18 protein-coding genes, 1 tRNA gene and 1 other RNA gene are annotated in these 15375 nt (G+C 41.2%); 4 read left to right on the forward strand and 16 right to left on the reverse strand.

From position 1 onward, the window contains the following. Positions 1 to 14 precede the first annotated feature (14 nt). From ffs to AC1MBV_RS09285, 3 genes are all read right to left on the reverse strand, one after another. An RNA gene (gene ffs / locus AC1MBV_RS09275) (signal recognition particle sRNA large type) lies at positions 15 to 281 on the reverse strand. A gap of 20 nt (positions 282 to 301) precedes the next feature. Further along, a tRNA-Ser gene (locus AC1MBV_RS09280) sits at positions 302 to 394 on the reverse strand. 211 nt (positions 395 to 605) lie between these two features. Continuing rightward, a complete protein-coding gene (locus AC1MBV_RS09285) occupies positions 606 to 1283 on the reverse strand; it encodes an ArsR/SmtB family transcription factor (protein ID WP_255748655.1) in 678 nt (225 codons plus the stop codon). A gap of 84 nt (positions 1284 to 1367) precedes the next feature. On the opposite strand from AC1MBV_RS09285, the gene AC1MBV_RS09290 reads away from it, so the two are divergent. Then, a complete protein-coding gene (locus tag AC1MBV_RS09290) occupies positions 1368 to 1961 on the forward strand; it encodes a flavin reductase family protein (protein WP_480948126.1) in 594 nt (197 codons plus the stop codon). A 112-nt stretch (positions 1962 to 2073) separates the two neighbouring features. Here the strand turns inward: AC1MBV_RS09290 and tadA are convergent, their stop codons facing one another. From tadA to AC1MBV_RS09335, 9 genes are all read right to left on the reverse strand, one after another. Beyond that, on the reverse strand, positions 2074 to 2574 hold the full coding sequence (tadA, locus tag AC1MBV_RS09295; protein WP_255748657.1) for a tRNA adenosine(34) deaminase TadA: 501 nt from the start codon (positions 2572 to 2574) through the stop codon (positions 2074 to 2076). Positions 2575 to 2687: 113 nt separating this feature from the next. Continuing rightward, positions 2688 to 3959: a uracil permease gene (gene uraA, locus AC1MBV_RS09300; RefSeq protein WP_255748658.1), complete on the reverse strand. Its 1272-nt coding sequence runs from the start codon at positions 3957 to 3959 to the stop codon at positions 2688 to 2690. 147 nt (positions 3960 to 4106) lie between these two features. Next, the gene (locus AC1MBV_RS09305) at positions 4107 to 4748 is read right to left on the reverse strand and encodes a Bax inhibitor-1/YccA family protein (RefSeq protein ID WP_255748659.1); all 642 of its coding nucleotides are present in this window, start codon (positions 4746 to 4748) and stop codon (positions 4107 to 4109) included. 204 nt (positions 4749 to 4952) lie between these two features. Continuing rightward, a complete protein-coding gene (locus tag AC1MBV_RS09310) occupies positions 4953 to 5099 on the reverse strand; it encodes a YpzG family protein (protein WP_255748660.1) in 147 nt (48 codons plus the stop codon). Positions 5100 to 5102: 3 nt separating this feature from the next. Next, positions 5103 to 5273: a small, acid-soluble spore protein K gene (gene sspK / locus AC1MBV_RS09315; protein WP_255748661.1), complete on the reverse strand. Its 171-nt coding sequence runs from the start codon at positions 5271 to 5273 to the stop codon at positions 5103 to 5105. A gap of 74 nt (positions 5274 to 5347) precedes the next feature. Further along, complete coding sequence (locus AC1MBV_RS09320) at positions 5348 to 5860, reverse strand: DUF6241 domain-containing protein (RefSeq protein WP_255748662.1); 513 nt, start codon at positions 5858 to 5860, stop codon at positions 5348 to 5350. A 117-nt stretch (positions 5861 to 5977) separates the two neighbouring features. Beyond that, entirely contained in the window at positions 5978 to 6565 is a 588-nt protein-coding gene (clpP, locus tag AC1MBV_RS09325) for an ATP-dependent Clp endopeptidase proteolytic subunit ClpP (RefSeq protein ID WP_370646081.1), read from the reverse strand. A 39-nt stretch (positions 6566 to 6604) separates the two neighbouring features. Continuing rightward, positions 6605 to 7273, reverse strand: a complete 669-nt coding sequence (locus tag AC1MBV_RS09330) for an RNA polymerase sigma factor (protein ID WP_255748663.1) — start codon at positions 7271 to 7273, stop codon at positions 6605 to 6607. Between the two features lie 90 nt (positions 7274 to 7363). Beyond that, positions 7364 to 7675, reverse strand: a complete 312-nt coding sequence (locus tag AC1MBV_RS09335) for a DUF6054 family protein (RefSeq protein WP_255748664.1) — start codon at positions 7673 to 7675, stop codon at positions 7364 to 7366. 152 nt (positions 7676 to 7827) lie between these two features. Here AC1MBV_RS09335 and AC1MBV_RS09340 point away from each other — a divergent pair, with 152 nt between their 5' ends. Both AC1MBV_RS09340 and AC1MBV_RS09345 read left to right on the forward strand, forming a co-directional pair. Further along, positions 7828 to 8265, forward strand: a complete 438-nt coding sequence (locus AC1MBV_RS09340; protein ID WP_255748665.1) for an NUDIX hydrolase — start codon at positions 7828 to 7830, stop codon at positions 8263 to 8265. Between the two features lie 146 nt (positions 8266 to 8411). Continuing rightward, positions 8412 to 8849: a hypothetical protein gene (locus AC1MBV_RS09345; protein WP_255748666.1), complete on the forward strand. Its 438-nt coding sequence runs from the start codon at positions 8412 to 8414 to the stop codon at positions 8847 to 8849. Positions 8850 to 8954: 105 nt separating this feature from the next. Here AC1MBV_RS09345 and AC1MBV_RS09350 read toward each other — a convergent pair whose 3' ends face one another. The 3 genes from AC1MBV_RS09350 to AC1MBV_RS09360 all read right to left on the reverse strand — a co-directional run bounded on the left by AC1MBV_RS09350 (position 8955) and on the right by AC1MBV_RS09360 (position 12098). Then, complete coding sequence (locus tag AC1MBV_RS09350; protein WP_255748667.1) at positions 8955 to 10103, reverse strand: glycerate kinase; 1149 nt, start codon at positions 10101 to 10103, stop codon at positions 8955 to 8957. A gap of 13 nt (positions 10104 to 10116) precedes the next feature. Next, positions 10117 to 11403 carry a GntP family permease gene (locus AC1MBV_RS09355; RefSeq protein ID WP_255748668.1) on the reverse strand — a complete coding sequence of 429 codons (1287 nt, stop codon included), beginning with the start codon at positions 11401 to 11403 and terminating at the stop codon, positions 10117 to 10119. Between the two features lie 569 nt (positions 11404 to 11972). Next, positions 11973 to 12098, reverse strand: coding sequence for a hypothetical protein (locus tag AC1MBV_RS09360; protein ID WP_480948127.1), 126 nt, complete (start codon positions 12096 to 12098; stop codon positions 11973 to 11975). A gap of 116 nt (positions 12099 to 12214) precedes the next feature. On the opposite strand from AC1MBV_RS09360, the gene AC1MBV_RS09365 reads away from it, so the two are divergent. Further along, positions 12215 to 13738, forward strand: a complete 1524-nt coding sequence (locus AC1MBV_RS09365) for a P-loop ATPase, Sll1717 family (protein WP_480948128.1) — start codon at positions 12215 to 12217, stop codon at positions 13736 to 13738. A 519-nt stretch (positions 13739 to 14257) separates the two neighbouring features. Here the strand turns inward: AC1MBV_RS09365 and AC1MBV_RS09370 are convergent. Next, positions 14258 to 15364 carry a GIY-YIG nuclease family protein gene (locus tag AC1MBV_RS09370; RefSeq protein ID WP_480948278.1) on the reverse strand — a complete coding sequence of 369 codons (1107 nt, stop codon included), beginning with the start codon at positions 15362 to 15364 and terminating at the stop codon, positions 14258 to 14260. Positions 15365 to 15375: the final 11 nt, after the last annotated feature.

The raw sequence follows: 15375 nt of genomic DNA on the forward strand, positions 1-15375 counted from the left end.
AATTATTTTTAACGCCGTGCACCTTTCGTCGATCAAGACATCATGAGCGCTTCTCAAGCCGCCGGCTCAGCCCAGGCAGCCCCGCGGCACACGAAAGGTCTCACTTACTGCTGCTTCCTTCCGGACCTGACAGGGTTCATGAGTTTCCGTTGCGCGGGACCCAAGCGTCAACACCACGTACTTGAGGCTGCCCCACAATGCCGAGACCTCGTGAAAGGAATTCAACCTCGCTACAGCGGATTGCGAGTTACAGGGCACCGCTACCTCCCCATCTAGCACGGCTAATTTTCTAACAAATTAATGGCGGAGGCGAGAGGATTTGAACCCCCGCGGCGCCGAACGACGCCCTAACTGATTTCGAGTCAGTCCCCTTCAGCCACTTGGGTACGCCTCCACAGCCAAATACCGTAACTGCTTCAATTCAGATTCATGCTTGCTTCATAAATCGTTACGACGATGGTTAGTTTAACATAAAAATTAAGAGAGAGCAAGAAGGCACAACAACTGTATATCCCCATTATAAAATCACTTTTACAACACAATCCGTCTCTTTTATTAAAAGATTTGCCACCCAAGAAATTGATGATGCCTGATTTCGCGAAGATTCATTTAAATAATTCGTTAAATTGCTGTTTTCCCCGTTTCGTTAAGGCCACAGCTCGAGTTTGATTAGGGCGATAGAGCCATTCTTGATCAAACATGGCTTCTAACAAACGCCTGCCCATTAAGCCTTTTAAATGAAATTTACGTTCGCTCCAATCGATGCATGGCAGAATTAAATCATTTTGCCGGCATTCATGATCAGTAAAAACAATCTCAAAGTGTTTTTCTAGCAAAGCAAAGCCCTTAGAGGTTATGGTTAGTCCAGCTCGCTCTTGAGTAATCCAGTTCTTTTCCACTAGTTGCTGCATGAGCACGACACCCAGTTTTCCAGCAAGGTGGCTGTAACACGTTCGAGCATTCTGCAAAGCGGCTTGCTGTTGGTTTTCCCTAAAAGAATGTACGTTTTTTTGTGGGGAAACCACTAAAATCTGCTCAATTAAATCTGCAATTTGTCGATCGGCTAGTCGAAAATAATGCCAGCGTCCTTGAACATAACTTTCTAACCAATTTTGAGCTGTTAATTTAGCCAAATGGAAGGAAATAGTATTTGCCTTTAAGGTTGTTGCTCTAGTAATTTCATTGACCGTATGAAAACGGTTATCCATCAAAAAAACCAAAATTTTTGTACGATGGGTATTTCCTAATAGATTGGTAACTACTGAACTATCTGGTGTCTGCATTGATCATTTCCTCATCTCGAACGCATTCGATATGTTTCCTTTATAAAATAAAGCATACCATGTTAAATGAAGAGGAGCATACCGATGGCGCATATCAAAACACAATTAAATAGTCTTTACTATGGATTTCCTGTAGCTTTATTGACGAGTTGGGACCAGAAAACAGGCACGACCAACATCACACCCGTTTCTTCCGTTTGGTCATTAAGTGATCAAGTCGTTTTGGGAATCAGCCAAAACAGTAAATGTTTTGATAATCTGCAAAATACACCGGAACTGGTCTTAAATGTACCTGACCGACAATTGTGGACCCAGGTCGAAGCTATTGCGAAAACGACTGGTAAAAAAAGTCTTCCCGAGTATAAGAAAAAACGCGGCTATCACTACTGCTCGAATAAATTTGAATTGGGCGGTTTCACGGCAGACCACAGTTTGTTCGTCAAGCCAGAAAAAATTAAAGAATGCGGCATTCAAGTTGAATTGGCAGTCAATAAAATTAATTCAAGAACAGACTTTGCCATTATTGAAGCACAAGTTTTAACCAGCTATGTCGATTCCTGCTTGCTGGATGGTCAGCACATCGCTCATGCAAAATGGCATCCCATCTTTTACAAATTTAGAGAGTATTGTACGGATAATCAATCGTTAGGATTCAATTTCAGGTTCAATGAACATTAAAGACGCCGATCGTCAAAAAACGTAGCACATCAAGCTTGGTTCTACCAAAAAACCTCTCTATTTTTTTCTAGAGGGGTTTCAATCAACACATATATTATTTTTCCGTCCATCATTAAGAGGAGCTACCGTTTTGGGACTCACTACTTGTTTTCTTCCTTTTCTCTCTCAGCTTTCGAAAGAAATCTGTGAGCATCCGGCCACACCGATCACTAAGCACTCCGGCGACGACTTCGGTACGATGGTTGAAGCGGGGCTCCTGGACCAGATTCATCAGAGTGCCTGCGCATCCCGCCTTGGGATCTGCCGCGCCAAAGACCAAGCGGTCGATGCGTGATAAGACAATGGCGCCGGCACACATCGGGCACGGTTCCAGAGTGACATAGAGTGTGCATCCTGATAGGCGCCATGTTCCGAGTTCTCGGCTTGCTTCTTCAATTGCCATCAGTTCGGCATGTGCTGTCGGCTCCTGCAGCGTCTCGCGTTTGTTATAGCACCGTGCAATCACTTCACCGTTCTGAATAATTACCGCGCCGATCGGTACTTCGCCGATCGCTTCCGCCTTACCGGCTTCATTAATTGCGAGCTCCATAAAACGTTCGTCATCCGTGCACACAGATATCCCTCCTGTCTGAACAGCAGTATACCCAATGATGCGGCATAATTCAAATATGGAAAAAGAGACGCCTCATTAAAGAGCACGCCTCTTCATTAAAAATCGGAAACCAATTATTCTTCTTCATTAGAAAGATGCAACTTGTTAATCAGTGCAAAGAACAAGCTGAGCAGCACGCCAACGATCGTCGCAAGACCCATGCCGTTCAGAGGAACCTTGCCAACATTGATCGTCACACCACTAAGCCCGGTCGCAAAGATTACCGTTGCGAGAATGATGTTTTGCGCTTTGGCAAAATCAACCTTCGATTCGACAAAAATACGGAAGCCGTTGGATGCAATGACACCGTAAAGGATCAGCGAAATGCCGCCGATAACAGCCGAAGGAATGGATGAAATCAGTGCCGAAAGCTTACCGACAAAGGAAAGAACAACGGCAATAACCGCCGCTCCGCCAATGATCCATGTGGAATAAACGCGCGTAATTGCGAGTACACCAATGTTTTCGCCGTAAGTCGTATTCGGGGTCGCCCCGACAAATCCGGAAATGACCGTTGAAATACCGTTACCGAACATCGAACGATCAAGTCCCGGATCCTTAATCAGATCCTTGCCGACAATATTACCGGTAACAATCAAGTGGCCGATGTGTTCGGCAATGACGACTAGTGCTGCCGGAAGAATAATGGAAATGCTTGCCATATCCCAAGTCGGTGTATAGAAGTGAGGCAGAGAAAGCCAGCTTGCCGACGCAACCGGTTTAAAATCCAGAATACCGACACCCCAAGCAATAAAATATCCGGCAACAATACCGATCAGAATCGGAATAATTTTCATGAATCCGCGGAACAGTACCCATCCGAGAATGGTAATTAAAATCGTCAGGAGCGAGACAAGAACCGTTTTCGGATCCATTGCCCACTTGGCGACTCCTGCCGGGGCAATTAATCCGGCACTCGTTGCTGCTGTCGGAATCAGTTGCAGTCCGATGATCGCAACAATTGATCCCATCGTGACCGGAGGAAAAACAATATCAATCCACTTTGTACCAACGAGATGAATAATAAATGAAACAATAATGAAGACCAAGCCGACGGCGATAAATCCGCCGAGCGCAGCTTGATAGCCGCTCGTTCCGATTACCGCAAGCACCGGCGAGATAAACGCGAAGCTTGAGCCTAGATAAGCCGGAATTTTCCCACGACAGATTGCCAAATAAAGCAGCGTGCCAATTCCGTTCATCAGTAAAATGGTTGCCGGGTCAACCTTGAAAATAAGCGGTACAAGAACCGTAGACCCGAACATCGCAAATAAGTGCTGAAAACTTAAAGGAATACTTTCAATTAATGGAAGCTTCTCGTCTGTTTGAACGATGCGTCCTGCCACGTGCAACTCCTCCAACTATGTATAATTTGTCCAACTTGTTAAGTATAACGGATGTTCCATGACATGCAAAAGAATAAAATGAGCAAATATCCGAAAATTTTTTCCAAAAAAAGAAGACGCCGCAACGTCTTCTTTATATACTCACATTTAGTTTTTGGATCCGATACCGATGAATTGCAGAATATAAAGGAACAAGTTGATAAAGTCGAGATAGATCGACACAACAATCATCGGGATATCTTCATCCGTAAATCCATGCACGGTCAATCGGCTGAAATCAAACAATGTATACCCGACGAAAATAAGAATGCCAAGTCCTGAATAAATCTGCGCCGTCATCGTAGACACAGGGATAAAAACACTGAAAAGTGATAAAACAATCAGCGCAATTAGGCCAATGAATAAGAATCCGCCGAGAAAGGAAAAATCGCGTTTACTTACCATGGCATAAATCGCAATAGCGGCAAACGAAACCGTTGTTACCGTGAATGCCTGCATCACGAGCGACGCGCCGAGCAAGCTTACGTAGTGATTAATTGCCGTATATAAGGTCACACCGGAGATAAACATGAACCCATACATCAATGAGTAGCCGACCGCTTTACGCTTTCTTACACCCATCATCATAAAGAGCATCACAAATTCTACAATAAACAGCGGCAAGCGCAGTGCATCAGAGACGTATTGTCCCAAATAGAGTCCGACTGTTGTCACCAGCAACCCGGAAAAAAACGCTGCGAACAATTTCGAGTACGGTTTGCGAACCGCGTTCGATGCAAATTCAACCATAAGCTGTCATCCTCCTTAAAGCTTGTAATATACATACGTCTGATTTTCATCAAAAGTTTCCGTTGTCCACTACATATCTTTATGCTTTTATTAACCATTTTAAAAGGCTTACATCCATTATACAAAGAAAATTTGAAAAATCAAAAATAAGGAAAAGGCGGTTTCCTTTTCGGAGAACCGCCTTCCTCACCTTTTGACCCGGTTTTACTTTTGGTGTCGCCTTGCATTGACTTCAAGAATTTTTCCTGATTGTGTCTGCTGCGTTTCGCCGTTCACTTGATTGGGCGAATGCTTGGCATGTGACATGCCAAAACGTTTGATCAATTCATCGGTACTGCCCGGCTCTTTCACCTGTCATCCCTCCGTATGATCGCTATTCCGCTGCTTTTCATGTGCAGAAAACATCCGCTGCCCGGGGCGGGTATTTATGCTCCCGTCCGTACGCTTCGATACGTGCGAAGGATCCGCCGCCGGCCAAAGTTCCTCTTCATTCTGCACGCTGTATCGTGTTCCCGGCTTATCCACCAAGGTCAAAACCTCCTTTTCAAAAGGTGGTTTTATTATGTGCGGCATCACTTTTTCTATTCACTAAAAAAGGATTATTTTTTGCTCTGCTCCTCTATGTACTGTTTTTCCTCTGACGCAGATAATAATCCTGTTGCCTTGCCAATCGTCCCGCCTTGAAGCTTCCAAATTGTATTATGATCTTGGACTGCCTTGGAAAAATCGCCGTTTTTCCAGCGGGTCAAAATGGTGCGGTACGTCTTTTCATGGGTAAATTTATTCTTATCCAGTGCACGGTTCAGCCAATCAATACGATTTTTCGAAATTAAAATAAAGCCCCATTTTTGATCTGCCTTGACCTTCTGATGTGCCATTTCATGTATGAACAGCTGCATGTCATCATCGGTTAAGTCATTTATCTTTTTATCCTTGCCAAAGGGATTTTTCTTGTCACTAGGATCCGCTTGGTTGATTTTTTCAATCATTTTCTCTGCTGTCTGCTGACGTACTTCGTTATGCTGCTGTTTCTGATAATAAAGGTAACCCGCTCCGCCAATTACAGCAAAGATAATCAAACAGCCTAAGATCGTAAAAAGAACCTTTTTCATTGTCGCGCCTCCCCCATGTTTAGGGTACTGGAGATCGGCACAATGCACAAGAACAAAACAGAAAATACTGGTAAATAAAAAGCCTGGCGCTAAAATGTGCCAGGCTGAATCATTTACTTATAATTTTTCGATGATTTTATCGACAAAGCCATATTCCTTCGCTTGTTCAGCAGTTAAGAAGTTGTCACGATCCGTGTCCTTCAAAATCTGTTCATAGCTCCGGTTCGATGTCTCCGATAGAATCTTATTCAGCTTTTCTTTCGTCTTCAAAATATGACGTGCGCTAATTTCGATATCACTTGCCTGACCTTGCGCACCACCAAGCGGCTGATGAATCATCACTTCGCCGTTTGGAAGCGAAAGACGTTTGCCTTTGGTTCCCGATGTCAGGATGATTGAAGCCATTGATGCAGCCATGCCGACACAAATCGTCTGAATGTCTGGCTTAATAAAATTCATCGTATCCAGAATTGCAAAGCCGGCAGACACAGAGCCGCCTGGGCTGTTGACATAAATGGAGATATCCTTCTCCGAATCCTCCGAGGCTAAGAAAAGCAGCTGAGCAACAATGCTGTTTGCAACCTCATCGTTGATCTCCGAACCAAGGAAAATAACGCGATCCTTCAGCAAACGTGAGTAAATGTCATAGGAGCGCTCCCCACGGCTTGATTGTTCAATGACATATGGAATAAAAAATGATGACACAGTAATTCCTCCCTGTAATTCGATTCAATTATTTTATTATTAAGCAGCCAGTCGGCAGGTAATGCCAGAGCCGCCGAAACCGGATTTACGCGCATGGTGCAGGCGTGTTTCCTCATGATAGAGGGCAAGCAGCCGATCAGGATCGCCGCTTTGAAATGCATTGATATAGCGGACCAAACGCCGTTCATCAGGATGCGCATCCGGTCCAGGCTGATTAGATGCAACGCGCCTTTTCGCTCGATGATAAATCACACGCACATTGCCTTCGGTTTCTCCCAATCGCTTGGCGACCACAGGTGCAGTCAGTCCCAAACCTGCCTGCATTAAGTATACCAGTCTTTGCCTTGCATTTAACTTCTCAAGCACGATTTTCATCGCTGAAGCGAAATGTTCACTTGTGTTCTTTTCTTCACTGCGCGCAGCGATATCATCAAAGGATTCTTGACTATGTTCCGTCACACGTACTTTCCGATGCTCATCAATCCATGTGTTTGAAATGATGCGATAGAGATATGCCTTTGTGATCGAACGAGTCGCTCGTTCCTGCCATGCTTTGAAACATTTCATCATCGAACGCTGAAAAAGATCATCGCCGTCCCACACATTTCCCGCCAGTCTCACGCATTGCCTGTGCATCATCGTCATATATGGGCGGATGCGCTGCGCAAATGCATCATCCCGAGCCTGATTTTCCAATTGGCTGTTCATCGTCTGCCTCCTCCTTTGCCCTTATATCTATACAAACGAAATAATATCTCGAATTGTTACACGTTGATTCATTTAATGGACAACCGTCCATTATTCTTTAATAATGTATTTCGTGAAGCCTTCAGAGAATTCCTCCAGCCAATCGCCTGCTGCACCCCAATCCCAGGAGGTAAATAACGAACCTGATCCTCCTGTGACAACAGCCGTTACCTTTGTCGTCCCTAAAAGGTTATCAATGACCGCAGTTAATGCAGCATAATTGCTATTGCGAAAGAAATACTTTTGGTAAACAAGGATGCATTGCTCAACGCCATTTTCGTTTGAATGCGATTCAAACACTTGATCGGCATTCTCCTGCTTTTTTTTAACCAGTCGCTGCCTCTTGAGCCGATAAAGAAACAAAAAATGTACGATCAGCCATTTTCACGCCCCCTCGTTGAAACAAACCAGTAAATTACTTTTGACTTTATCAAAGTTACAATCGACATTCAAGAAAAGCGCAGACAGCTTTATAATAAAGAAAGACTTAATCTGCTGCGAACGGAGGGATTATAATGTTTCTCGTCATTGTCGAAGCTGCAATTTATCAAGGAGGGCGCTGGCTGATTATTAAGCGCAGCGAGAAGGAAGAACACGCTGCCGGACTGCTTGCGCTCGTCGGCGGAAAAGTTGACCTGAGCGATCAGCCGAATGATGTTTTGGAGCACGCGCTGCGCCGCGAAATTAAAGAAGAAATTGCGATTGAAGTAAGCGAGCTCACATACGTAAAAAGTGCATCCTTTGTTCTGCACGATGGACGATGCGCACTTGAAACAATCTTCTTGTGCATCCCAAAATCCGGCACCCCGCACGCAGTCAGTGCCGATGAAGTCGCCGAATTCTATTGGATGACAACTGAAGAAATACTGGCTCATCCGCAAACACCGTCCTATCTAAAAGATCAAATCGTACAAGCAGAGCGCGTGCTTCGAAGCATTCAGGCTTTAAAATAATAGTTAATTTTATCATCACAAATAACTCATGAAAAAAACTTATAAGTATCATCAATAAAATTGTGTACATTTTGTGTAGATTTTTTGTCATTTCTGTGATAATGTTTGTGACATTGAAATCCATCAGAGTGAGGCATTCATCGAACATGAAAAGTACATTTTTTAGCAAGCGTATAGGTATTGCACTATTAGTGGCAGCTGCTTTTGTCATCGCGATTTTGGCTGTTTACGGAGAAGTGATCGACTATAAAGCAGCGCAGAGTATTAAATCGGAGCAGGCGGTTGATTCATACTCCTTTCGAAGCAATCGAACAGTTTTGGTGCACTTGAAAAATAGTTATGTTATTCGATTAGATCTCACATCTACGCCGCTTAATGTTACTGTCGGAACGAAAAATGCATTCCGTCGTATTCCAGGCAGCATCTCTAGATACAGCTCCTCTGGGAAAACTTCAGGATATATACTTACATTGACACCAAGTGAATATCAACGTTTTAATAAAGACATGATGAATTATTATGGTTCAATAAACACCTTCCAGCAAAAAAATAATCATTCTGAGTTAGTTTCTGTATCCATCTAACATGAATAGCAGTATGTTTTTTTGCCCACTTGTCCAATCGTATTAAAAAAGTGATCCAGTCTATACCGGATCACTTTTTTAATAGAAAATCTGTAATTTACTCAATTAAAATTTGCGCACGGTCTTAATAACACGACCAATGTTTTCACTGGTTCTGGTAACCGCTTCAGACCCAGATTTTAGTGCTTCTTCTAAACACATGCTACCGGAAACAATGCCGAAAATCGCGGTAAATCCTTTCTCGTACAGTGTGTCAATTTTTTCACCTACATGACCGGCAAGTGCAATGACCGGTTTGTCATGTCTGACTGCCACCTGTGCAACACCAAACGGCGTTTTGCCATATTGCGTTTGATCATCAATACTTCCCTCACCAGTAAACACATAATCAGCATCTGATACATAGTGTTCCAGATGCGTATACTTTATAACCAATTCAATACCCGAAGCGATCGATGCACTGGTAAATGCCAGCATTCCCGCACCTAGCCCACCTGCTGCGCCGCTGCCTGGAACATCAACGATATCTCGATGCACATCACGCTTAATGATCGTCGAATAATGAGCGAGGTTGGCATCGAGCTTTTTTAAGACATCCGGCGTTCCGCCTTTTTGTTTGCCGAAAACATGGGAGGCACCTTGCGGCCCGCAAAGTGGATTCTTCACATCGGATGCAATATCAATTTTCAAATGCTCTATGCGCGGGTCAACTCCTGATTGATCTATTCGAGCCAATCGTGCCAGTGCTCCTCCTCCATAAGGCAATTCTCTTCCTTTATCATCAAGCAACTTCACCCCAAGTGCCTGAGCCATACCCGCACCGCCGTCATTGGTGGCGCTGCCGCCAAGTCCGATAATAATATGACGGATGCCTCTATCCAAGCATGCAAGAATCAGTTCTCCTGTTCCATACGTTGTCGTTACTTCAGGATCCCTTTCTTCCTGCTGAACAAGTTGAATACCGCTTGCGCTCGACATTTCAATGACTGCCGTATCCGGCTGATCTCCTAAAATGCCGATCGAAGCCGTTACAGGCCTGCCCAAGGGACCTGTAACTACCTGATGAATGATTTGCCCACCCGTCGCATCAACAAGCGATTGTGTTGTTCCTTCTCCGCCATCAGCCATCGGAACATGTATATAGCGGGCATTCGGATAAACCTTGCGTAATCCTTTTTCCATAGCCTTGCAAACTTCTTTTGCCGTCATACTTTCTTTGAATGAATCTGGTGCTAGCACAAATGTTGATTTCATCGTTTCCACCTCTTTACAGAATGACACCGTATATAATCGTTGATACAACAACCATCGTTAACCCGACGAGCGCTTCATAAGGAACAAGTGTCAGTCTTTCTTTAATGCTCATCCCCATCGAAGCACGTGTTACGTGGAAATAATTACCTTGAGGAAGCTGATCAATTGTCACAGCTCCGGTCTGCATCATCACAGCGGCTCCCACTGGCGATACACCGAAACTCAGAATTGAGTGTGCAAACGATTGCGTTGCAATAATGACACCTGTAGATGTCGAGGCAACAGCGGCTCCCATCATAATCCCTGAAATGGGGGAAAGCAGAATGCCGGGAATTCCGAAATAGTTCACGCCATTCACAATAACCGTGCTGAGATCCGAAGAGGCGATCAGTCCGGCCAGTGCTCCGGCACCAATTAAGATCATGACTACACCCGTCATTTTCTCGACACCCGAAGAAATATAAGTCATCATGCGGCCTGTTTTTCTCATAGCAATTAAACCGATAATACCCGCAATCGGAAGAATATACATTGCATCAATCTGAAAGCTCTTTAATAGAGCAATGTGAAAAATATCACCAATTGGATTCAGCATTAAAACAATGATGGCCACTGCCGGAGCTACAATGGCTTGTCCAAAACTTGGCAGATGATCATTCGAATCATCTGATTTTTTCTGGGCAGGAGCAACTGCTTTTACACCGCGATGCTTAATGATTGAGGCGATCATGACGGTTGCAATCAAGCCAAAAATGGCAGGAATCAAGCCATGAAGCATGACTTGCGATAAATCAACATGAAATCCTTTAGCGGCCATAATCGTGTTTGCATTAGGAGAAATAATATTGCCCGCCTTGCCCCCGCCGCTGAGCGCCAAAAGCAGACTCAATCTGGTAAAACCTAATTTTTCGCCAACCGCAAGTGCAATCGGAGCAACGATAATTACTGCGACAGGAATAAACACACCGACCGCCGTAATAATCATTGTCGCTAGAGCGAGTGAAAATAAAGCCATACGGTCACTAAAACGATCAACAATCGTCCGTGCGATCCGTTCGGCAGCGCCTGTATCCATCATCACACCGGCTAAAACACCGGCAGCGAGAACACGCACAATCGTACCGGTCACACTAGCCGTACCATTGACAACAAGATTAACCGTTTCTGTAAAATTCGCACCGCCAATCAGGGCACCAATAATGGCCCCTGTAAATAAAGCATAAACCGGATTCAAATGCTTTAATATTAGTAGAATAGCCAAAATTAATCCGATAATAGCTCCTAACCAACTAACTGTCATGAATAAACCCAGCTCTCCAATATAAAATAAAAACAAACATCAATACTATATCACAGATAAGCTCTGTATTATAACAGAAAATTAAATATTACTATTTTCTTAAAACCTTACTATTTTTCGGTGCACGGTTTAGGCAGAGAATTCTTGCCAGCTCTTATCTATGCCTTTCGCTGTGATGAATAAACCTTCAACTGACATTTTTAAGTTTTTTAATTTCTATCTATAAATTCTTTGAGTTCCACTAAAGCTAACTTACCTTTTCTGAAATGTTCCAAAATAATCCCCAATCCTGACATCTAAAATGCCCATGCCCGAATGCACTATACGTTCTTATTGCACAAAAAAAGAACCCTTCATTATCAAGGGTTCTCACGATTTTCTATAATGGCCCTGGCAGGAATCGAACCTGCGACGCACGGTTTAGGAAAAGGGATATCTTAGGCTGTATTATATTGTTACAGTTGCCACAAACCCCTTTAAATTGGCATTCCACTATTTGTTTTTTTTATTGTATCCTCCTAATTTCCACTATTTTTCATTGTTTTTGCACCTGATTTGCACCTAATTAGTTAACTTGCAACTTCAATTTTTGTTTTTGTCACCACTTCCATTGCTTCTATTACTTGCTGAATTCGTTCTGTTGTAGCTCCGTAATATTCATTTCTTTCATCTCTAGATACTTGTGCTTCTGACACACCTAGTCTGCTCGCTAATTAATAAGTTAGCTTACATTATTCACCATCAAAATTTAAAAACATCCAAGATTAAAAATTATGATATAATGCTGAATGTTATTAAGGAGGGATGTATTTTGTCGACGAAAAGAATACCTCTTATAGATTTATATATCGGCAGTACTGACGGTGAACAAGAATCGACTAATGATAATTTTGAACGTTTATTTTACACTAAAAACAGTAAATATAATGAAATTATGCAACCTGAAAAATTTATCATCTCTGGAAGGAAAGGAACAGGTAAAACAATCCTAGCCAATTACATATTAAAAAAAACAAATGAAAAAAAGAATTACTATTGTCATATATACAAGAAAAATGATTTTAAACTTCAGAAACTTCTAGATTTAAATCATAGAGACTTTGATGTTGATGAACGTATTATATTTTGGGAATGGTTTTTTTTATTACAAATGGGCAGGATGCTAGTTAAAAGGAAAACTATTAAATCAATTATCCCATTTTCAGCTGAGAAGAAGCTGAAAAACTTTTTTAAACTTCAATATCCAGACAATATATTTAAATTAGTCGATTTCAACAAAAGTACTTCAACTGGACAAAAAAACAGTTCATTCTTGGGCCCGAAACAAGCTCAATTCTCTGAAGAACAAACAAACATAGTCAATACTGGCCAAAACTACAAGCACGCAGAATATTTTGAACTACTTTCAAGGCTGCATAAGCTGGTCTCCAGTTGCTTAATAAAGAAAAACAATATAGTCCTTATTTTTGATGATTTAGATGAAATAGATGAAAGAGTAACTGAAACGATAAATTACTATGCACTTTTAAAATGCATGCTTGAGTCGGCTAAAAAATTAAACCTTGAATTTTCCAGTATAAAAAATGGATCAGCAAAAATCATCTTACTTCTTAGAAGTGACATAATAGAAGGAATACATAAATATTCGAGTAACTCGAATAAATTAACAACTGAAGGAGATGTTCGTTTATATTGGATTGAAAAAAACCATAAAAATCCTGAAGATCACCCATTAATGGAATTAATTTTATATAAAATCCAGAATTCTATTCCAGAATATTCAAGTCTAGATAGAAAAACGCTTTACAGAACTATATTTCCTAAACAATTAAATAATAAGCCAATATTGGATTTTCTTCTGAACAATAGTTTTGGCAGACCTCGAGACATAGTTCAATATCTTAATTTAATTAGAAAAAATAACCCAAAGGCACTATACTTTGAACCAAACTTCTTTAAAACGTCTGCAAATGAATATTCAAAATGGTTTTATCAAGAACTTCAAAATGAGTTAAGTATTCTAAAGAATAAAGAGTCAATACTTGACGGACTTAGACTAGTTACGGATATGAGAAATCCGATTTTATATTATATGCAGATAGAGGAATTTTTAGCTAAACATAAAGAAGATTATCCTAAAATAGTCAATCTCAAACAAACTATTGCACAGCTTTACAAATATGGTGTTATTGGAAACTCATGGGTCTACAAAAGCCGTAAAAATAAGCCTACTATTTATCATTACTCATGGGGCTATAGAGATGATGCGTATAGCGAGCCAAACTTTTCAGAATCGTTTGTATTACATCATGGACTTTCAAAATACTTCTCTTAAATCAAATACTGAAAAGGATCCAGCGAGATATCTCACTGGATCCTTTTCAGTGGGAGCACAAATACAAACTCCCCATGGCTCAATGGCCATATTTTATAATCTGGGCTCAAATGTCCCTTATTAGTGTACTCTAAACTATAAAAATTATTCGTTTTTTGACTTCACTATATTAAACCTCCATGCACCATTTTGTCAAGAAATAAATTTAACGAATACTTTAGACTATCTACCCATTTAATCTTATTTAAAAGGTATATTTTTTGTAGGTGCCTCTAGATTAATAGTATTCGTTTAGAAAATAATCCCTTGTGGCTTGACTTTGACATATCGCCTCTTTGTTATCTGTTTTACAGTTTGCAATATATGGAAGCATAGCCAGATCATTCGAGAGATCAGCTCTTAACCACCCGAAACCTACTAAGATTTCAAACTAGAACAAACCCGTTAGTACCTCCGGTTGTTGTCCCGTTGGCATTATAATTGCAATCTAACACAAATAAATATTGAATAGCCAGAATTTTAAAGTTTAATATCCATAACTATCCGATCAATTATTCTTTGTAACTCTTCAAGACTAATAACAAACCATTCTTTAGGAACAAGCATTTTCCCATTTGCCCCTAAAATAGAAACGTCCAAATTTTTATTTGCTAGTGCATGATGAATTGCTGTCTCAAACTTACCGGCATCCATATTCAACACCTGATATGTTGAAACTATTTCCACTGGCGCATATAGATAAGTTGATTCATTTTCTGCGTTTCTAATTCTGTTTTCTACCAGTCCTGTTGTAAAACCGATCTTGTATAAGTCCTTAATAAAACTAATTTGTGGATCAGTGCTCAATGATTTCAGTACATAGATATATCCTGTCGAGATATCATCTACCCTAACATTATCCAATAATGTATCTTCATTGTCAGTTACTCGTCTTCCATGTTTATATAACTCAGCAGAAAGTGAACGGAGTAACATATCCGATTCTGTTCCATTTTCAAAAACACACTGAAGGCGGGCATTGGTTTTGTTTTTTATCTTTTTCCTCTTCCCCACAGTCTTAACATAGAGAAGCACTCCCTTTAATACAAAGAAACTATTAGAAAGAATGTCTTGTTCATTTTCGAACTTTACTATTTTTCGTTTTCCTTCTGTTATTTCCCTATGGCACATCTTGAACAGTTCCTCATACTCTCCAAAATCCTTTATTTTTTTGCGTTTTGCAACATAATCAGGCATTGTGGTAACCTTTTGAAGTGAGCTTGTATCAAAAATCGAAGAGGCTTTATCATTAATCAGATTATTCCTCAGCAACTCAGAGGAGCCTCTGTTTAGGATATCATCAATGGAAGAAATTTTAGGAGCTTTGATTTCCTGCGTTTCTGTATCCAGCAATCCAAGTTCATCATACTGTTTCAAATGTTCCATACGATCACGATCTTTACGAATCCCAATTAATCGACTCGCCAGACTTCGTTCAGCCAAATCTGTAGGAACTTTGTACGGTTCACGCCCATGTTCTTTCACAAAATCAACAATCTCAAGGAACTTTTCAAGGGCTGGATCATAATAAACTTTCGAAGCATTCTTAGGTGGTGTTGTGATTTCGGTAAATAGTGAACTATCCATGATTTCATTAA

Source organism: Sporolactobacillus sp. PKPK-6 (assembly GCF_056678885.1).

Excerpts from the sequence above, each read along its gene's own strand:
- AC1MBV_RS09285 (WP_255748655.1), bottom strand. The coding sequence starts at position 1,283 with ATGCAGACACCAGATAGTTCAGTAGTTACCAATCTATTAGGAAATACC.
- AC1MBV_RS09290 (WP_480948126.1), top strand. The coding sequence starts at position 1,368 with ATGGCGCATATCAAAACACAATTAAATAGTCTTTACTATGGATTTCCT.
- AC1MBV_RS09305 (WP_255748659.1), bottom strand. The coding sequence starts at position 4,748 with ATGGTTGAATTTGCATCGAACGCGGTTCGCAAACCGTACTCGAAATTG.
- AC1MBV_RS09320 (WP_255748662.1), bottom strand. The coding sequence starts at position 5,860 with ATGAAAAAGGTTCTTTTTACGATCTTAGGCTGTTTGATTATCTTTGCT.
- AC1MBV_RS09330 (WP_255748663.1), bottom strand. The coding sequence starts at position 7,273 with ATGAACAGCCAATTGGAAAATCAGGCTCGGGATGATGCATTTGCGCAG.
- AC1MBV_RS09340 (WP_255748665.1), top strand. The coding sequence starts at position 7,828 with ATGTTTCTCGTCATTGTCGAAGCTGCAATTTATCAAGGAGGGCGCTGG.
- AC1MBV_RS09345 (WP_255748666.1), top strand. The coding sequence starts at position 8,412 with ATGAAAAGTACATTTTTTAGCAAGCGTATAGGTATTGCACTATTAGTG.
- AC1MBV_RS09350 (WP_255748667.1), bottom strand. The coding sequence starts at position 10,103 with ATGAAATCAACATTTGTGCTAGCACCAGATTCATTCAAAGAAAGTATG.
- AC1MBV_RS09355 (WP_255748668.1), bottom strand. The coding sequence starts at position 11,403 with ATGACAGTTAGTTGGTTAGGAGCTATTATCGGATTAATTTTGGCTATT.
- AC1MBV_RS09370 (WP_480948278.1), bottom strand. The coding sequence starts at position 15,364 with ATGGATAGTTCACTATTTACCGAAATCACAACACCACCTAAGAATGCT.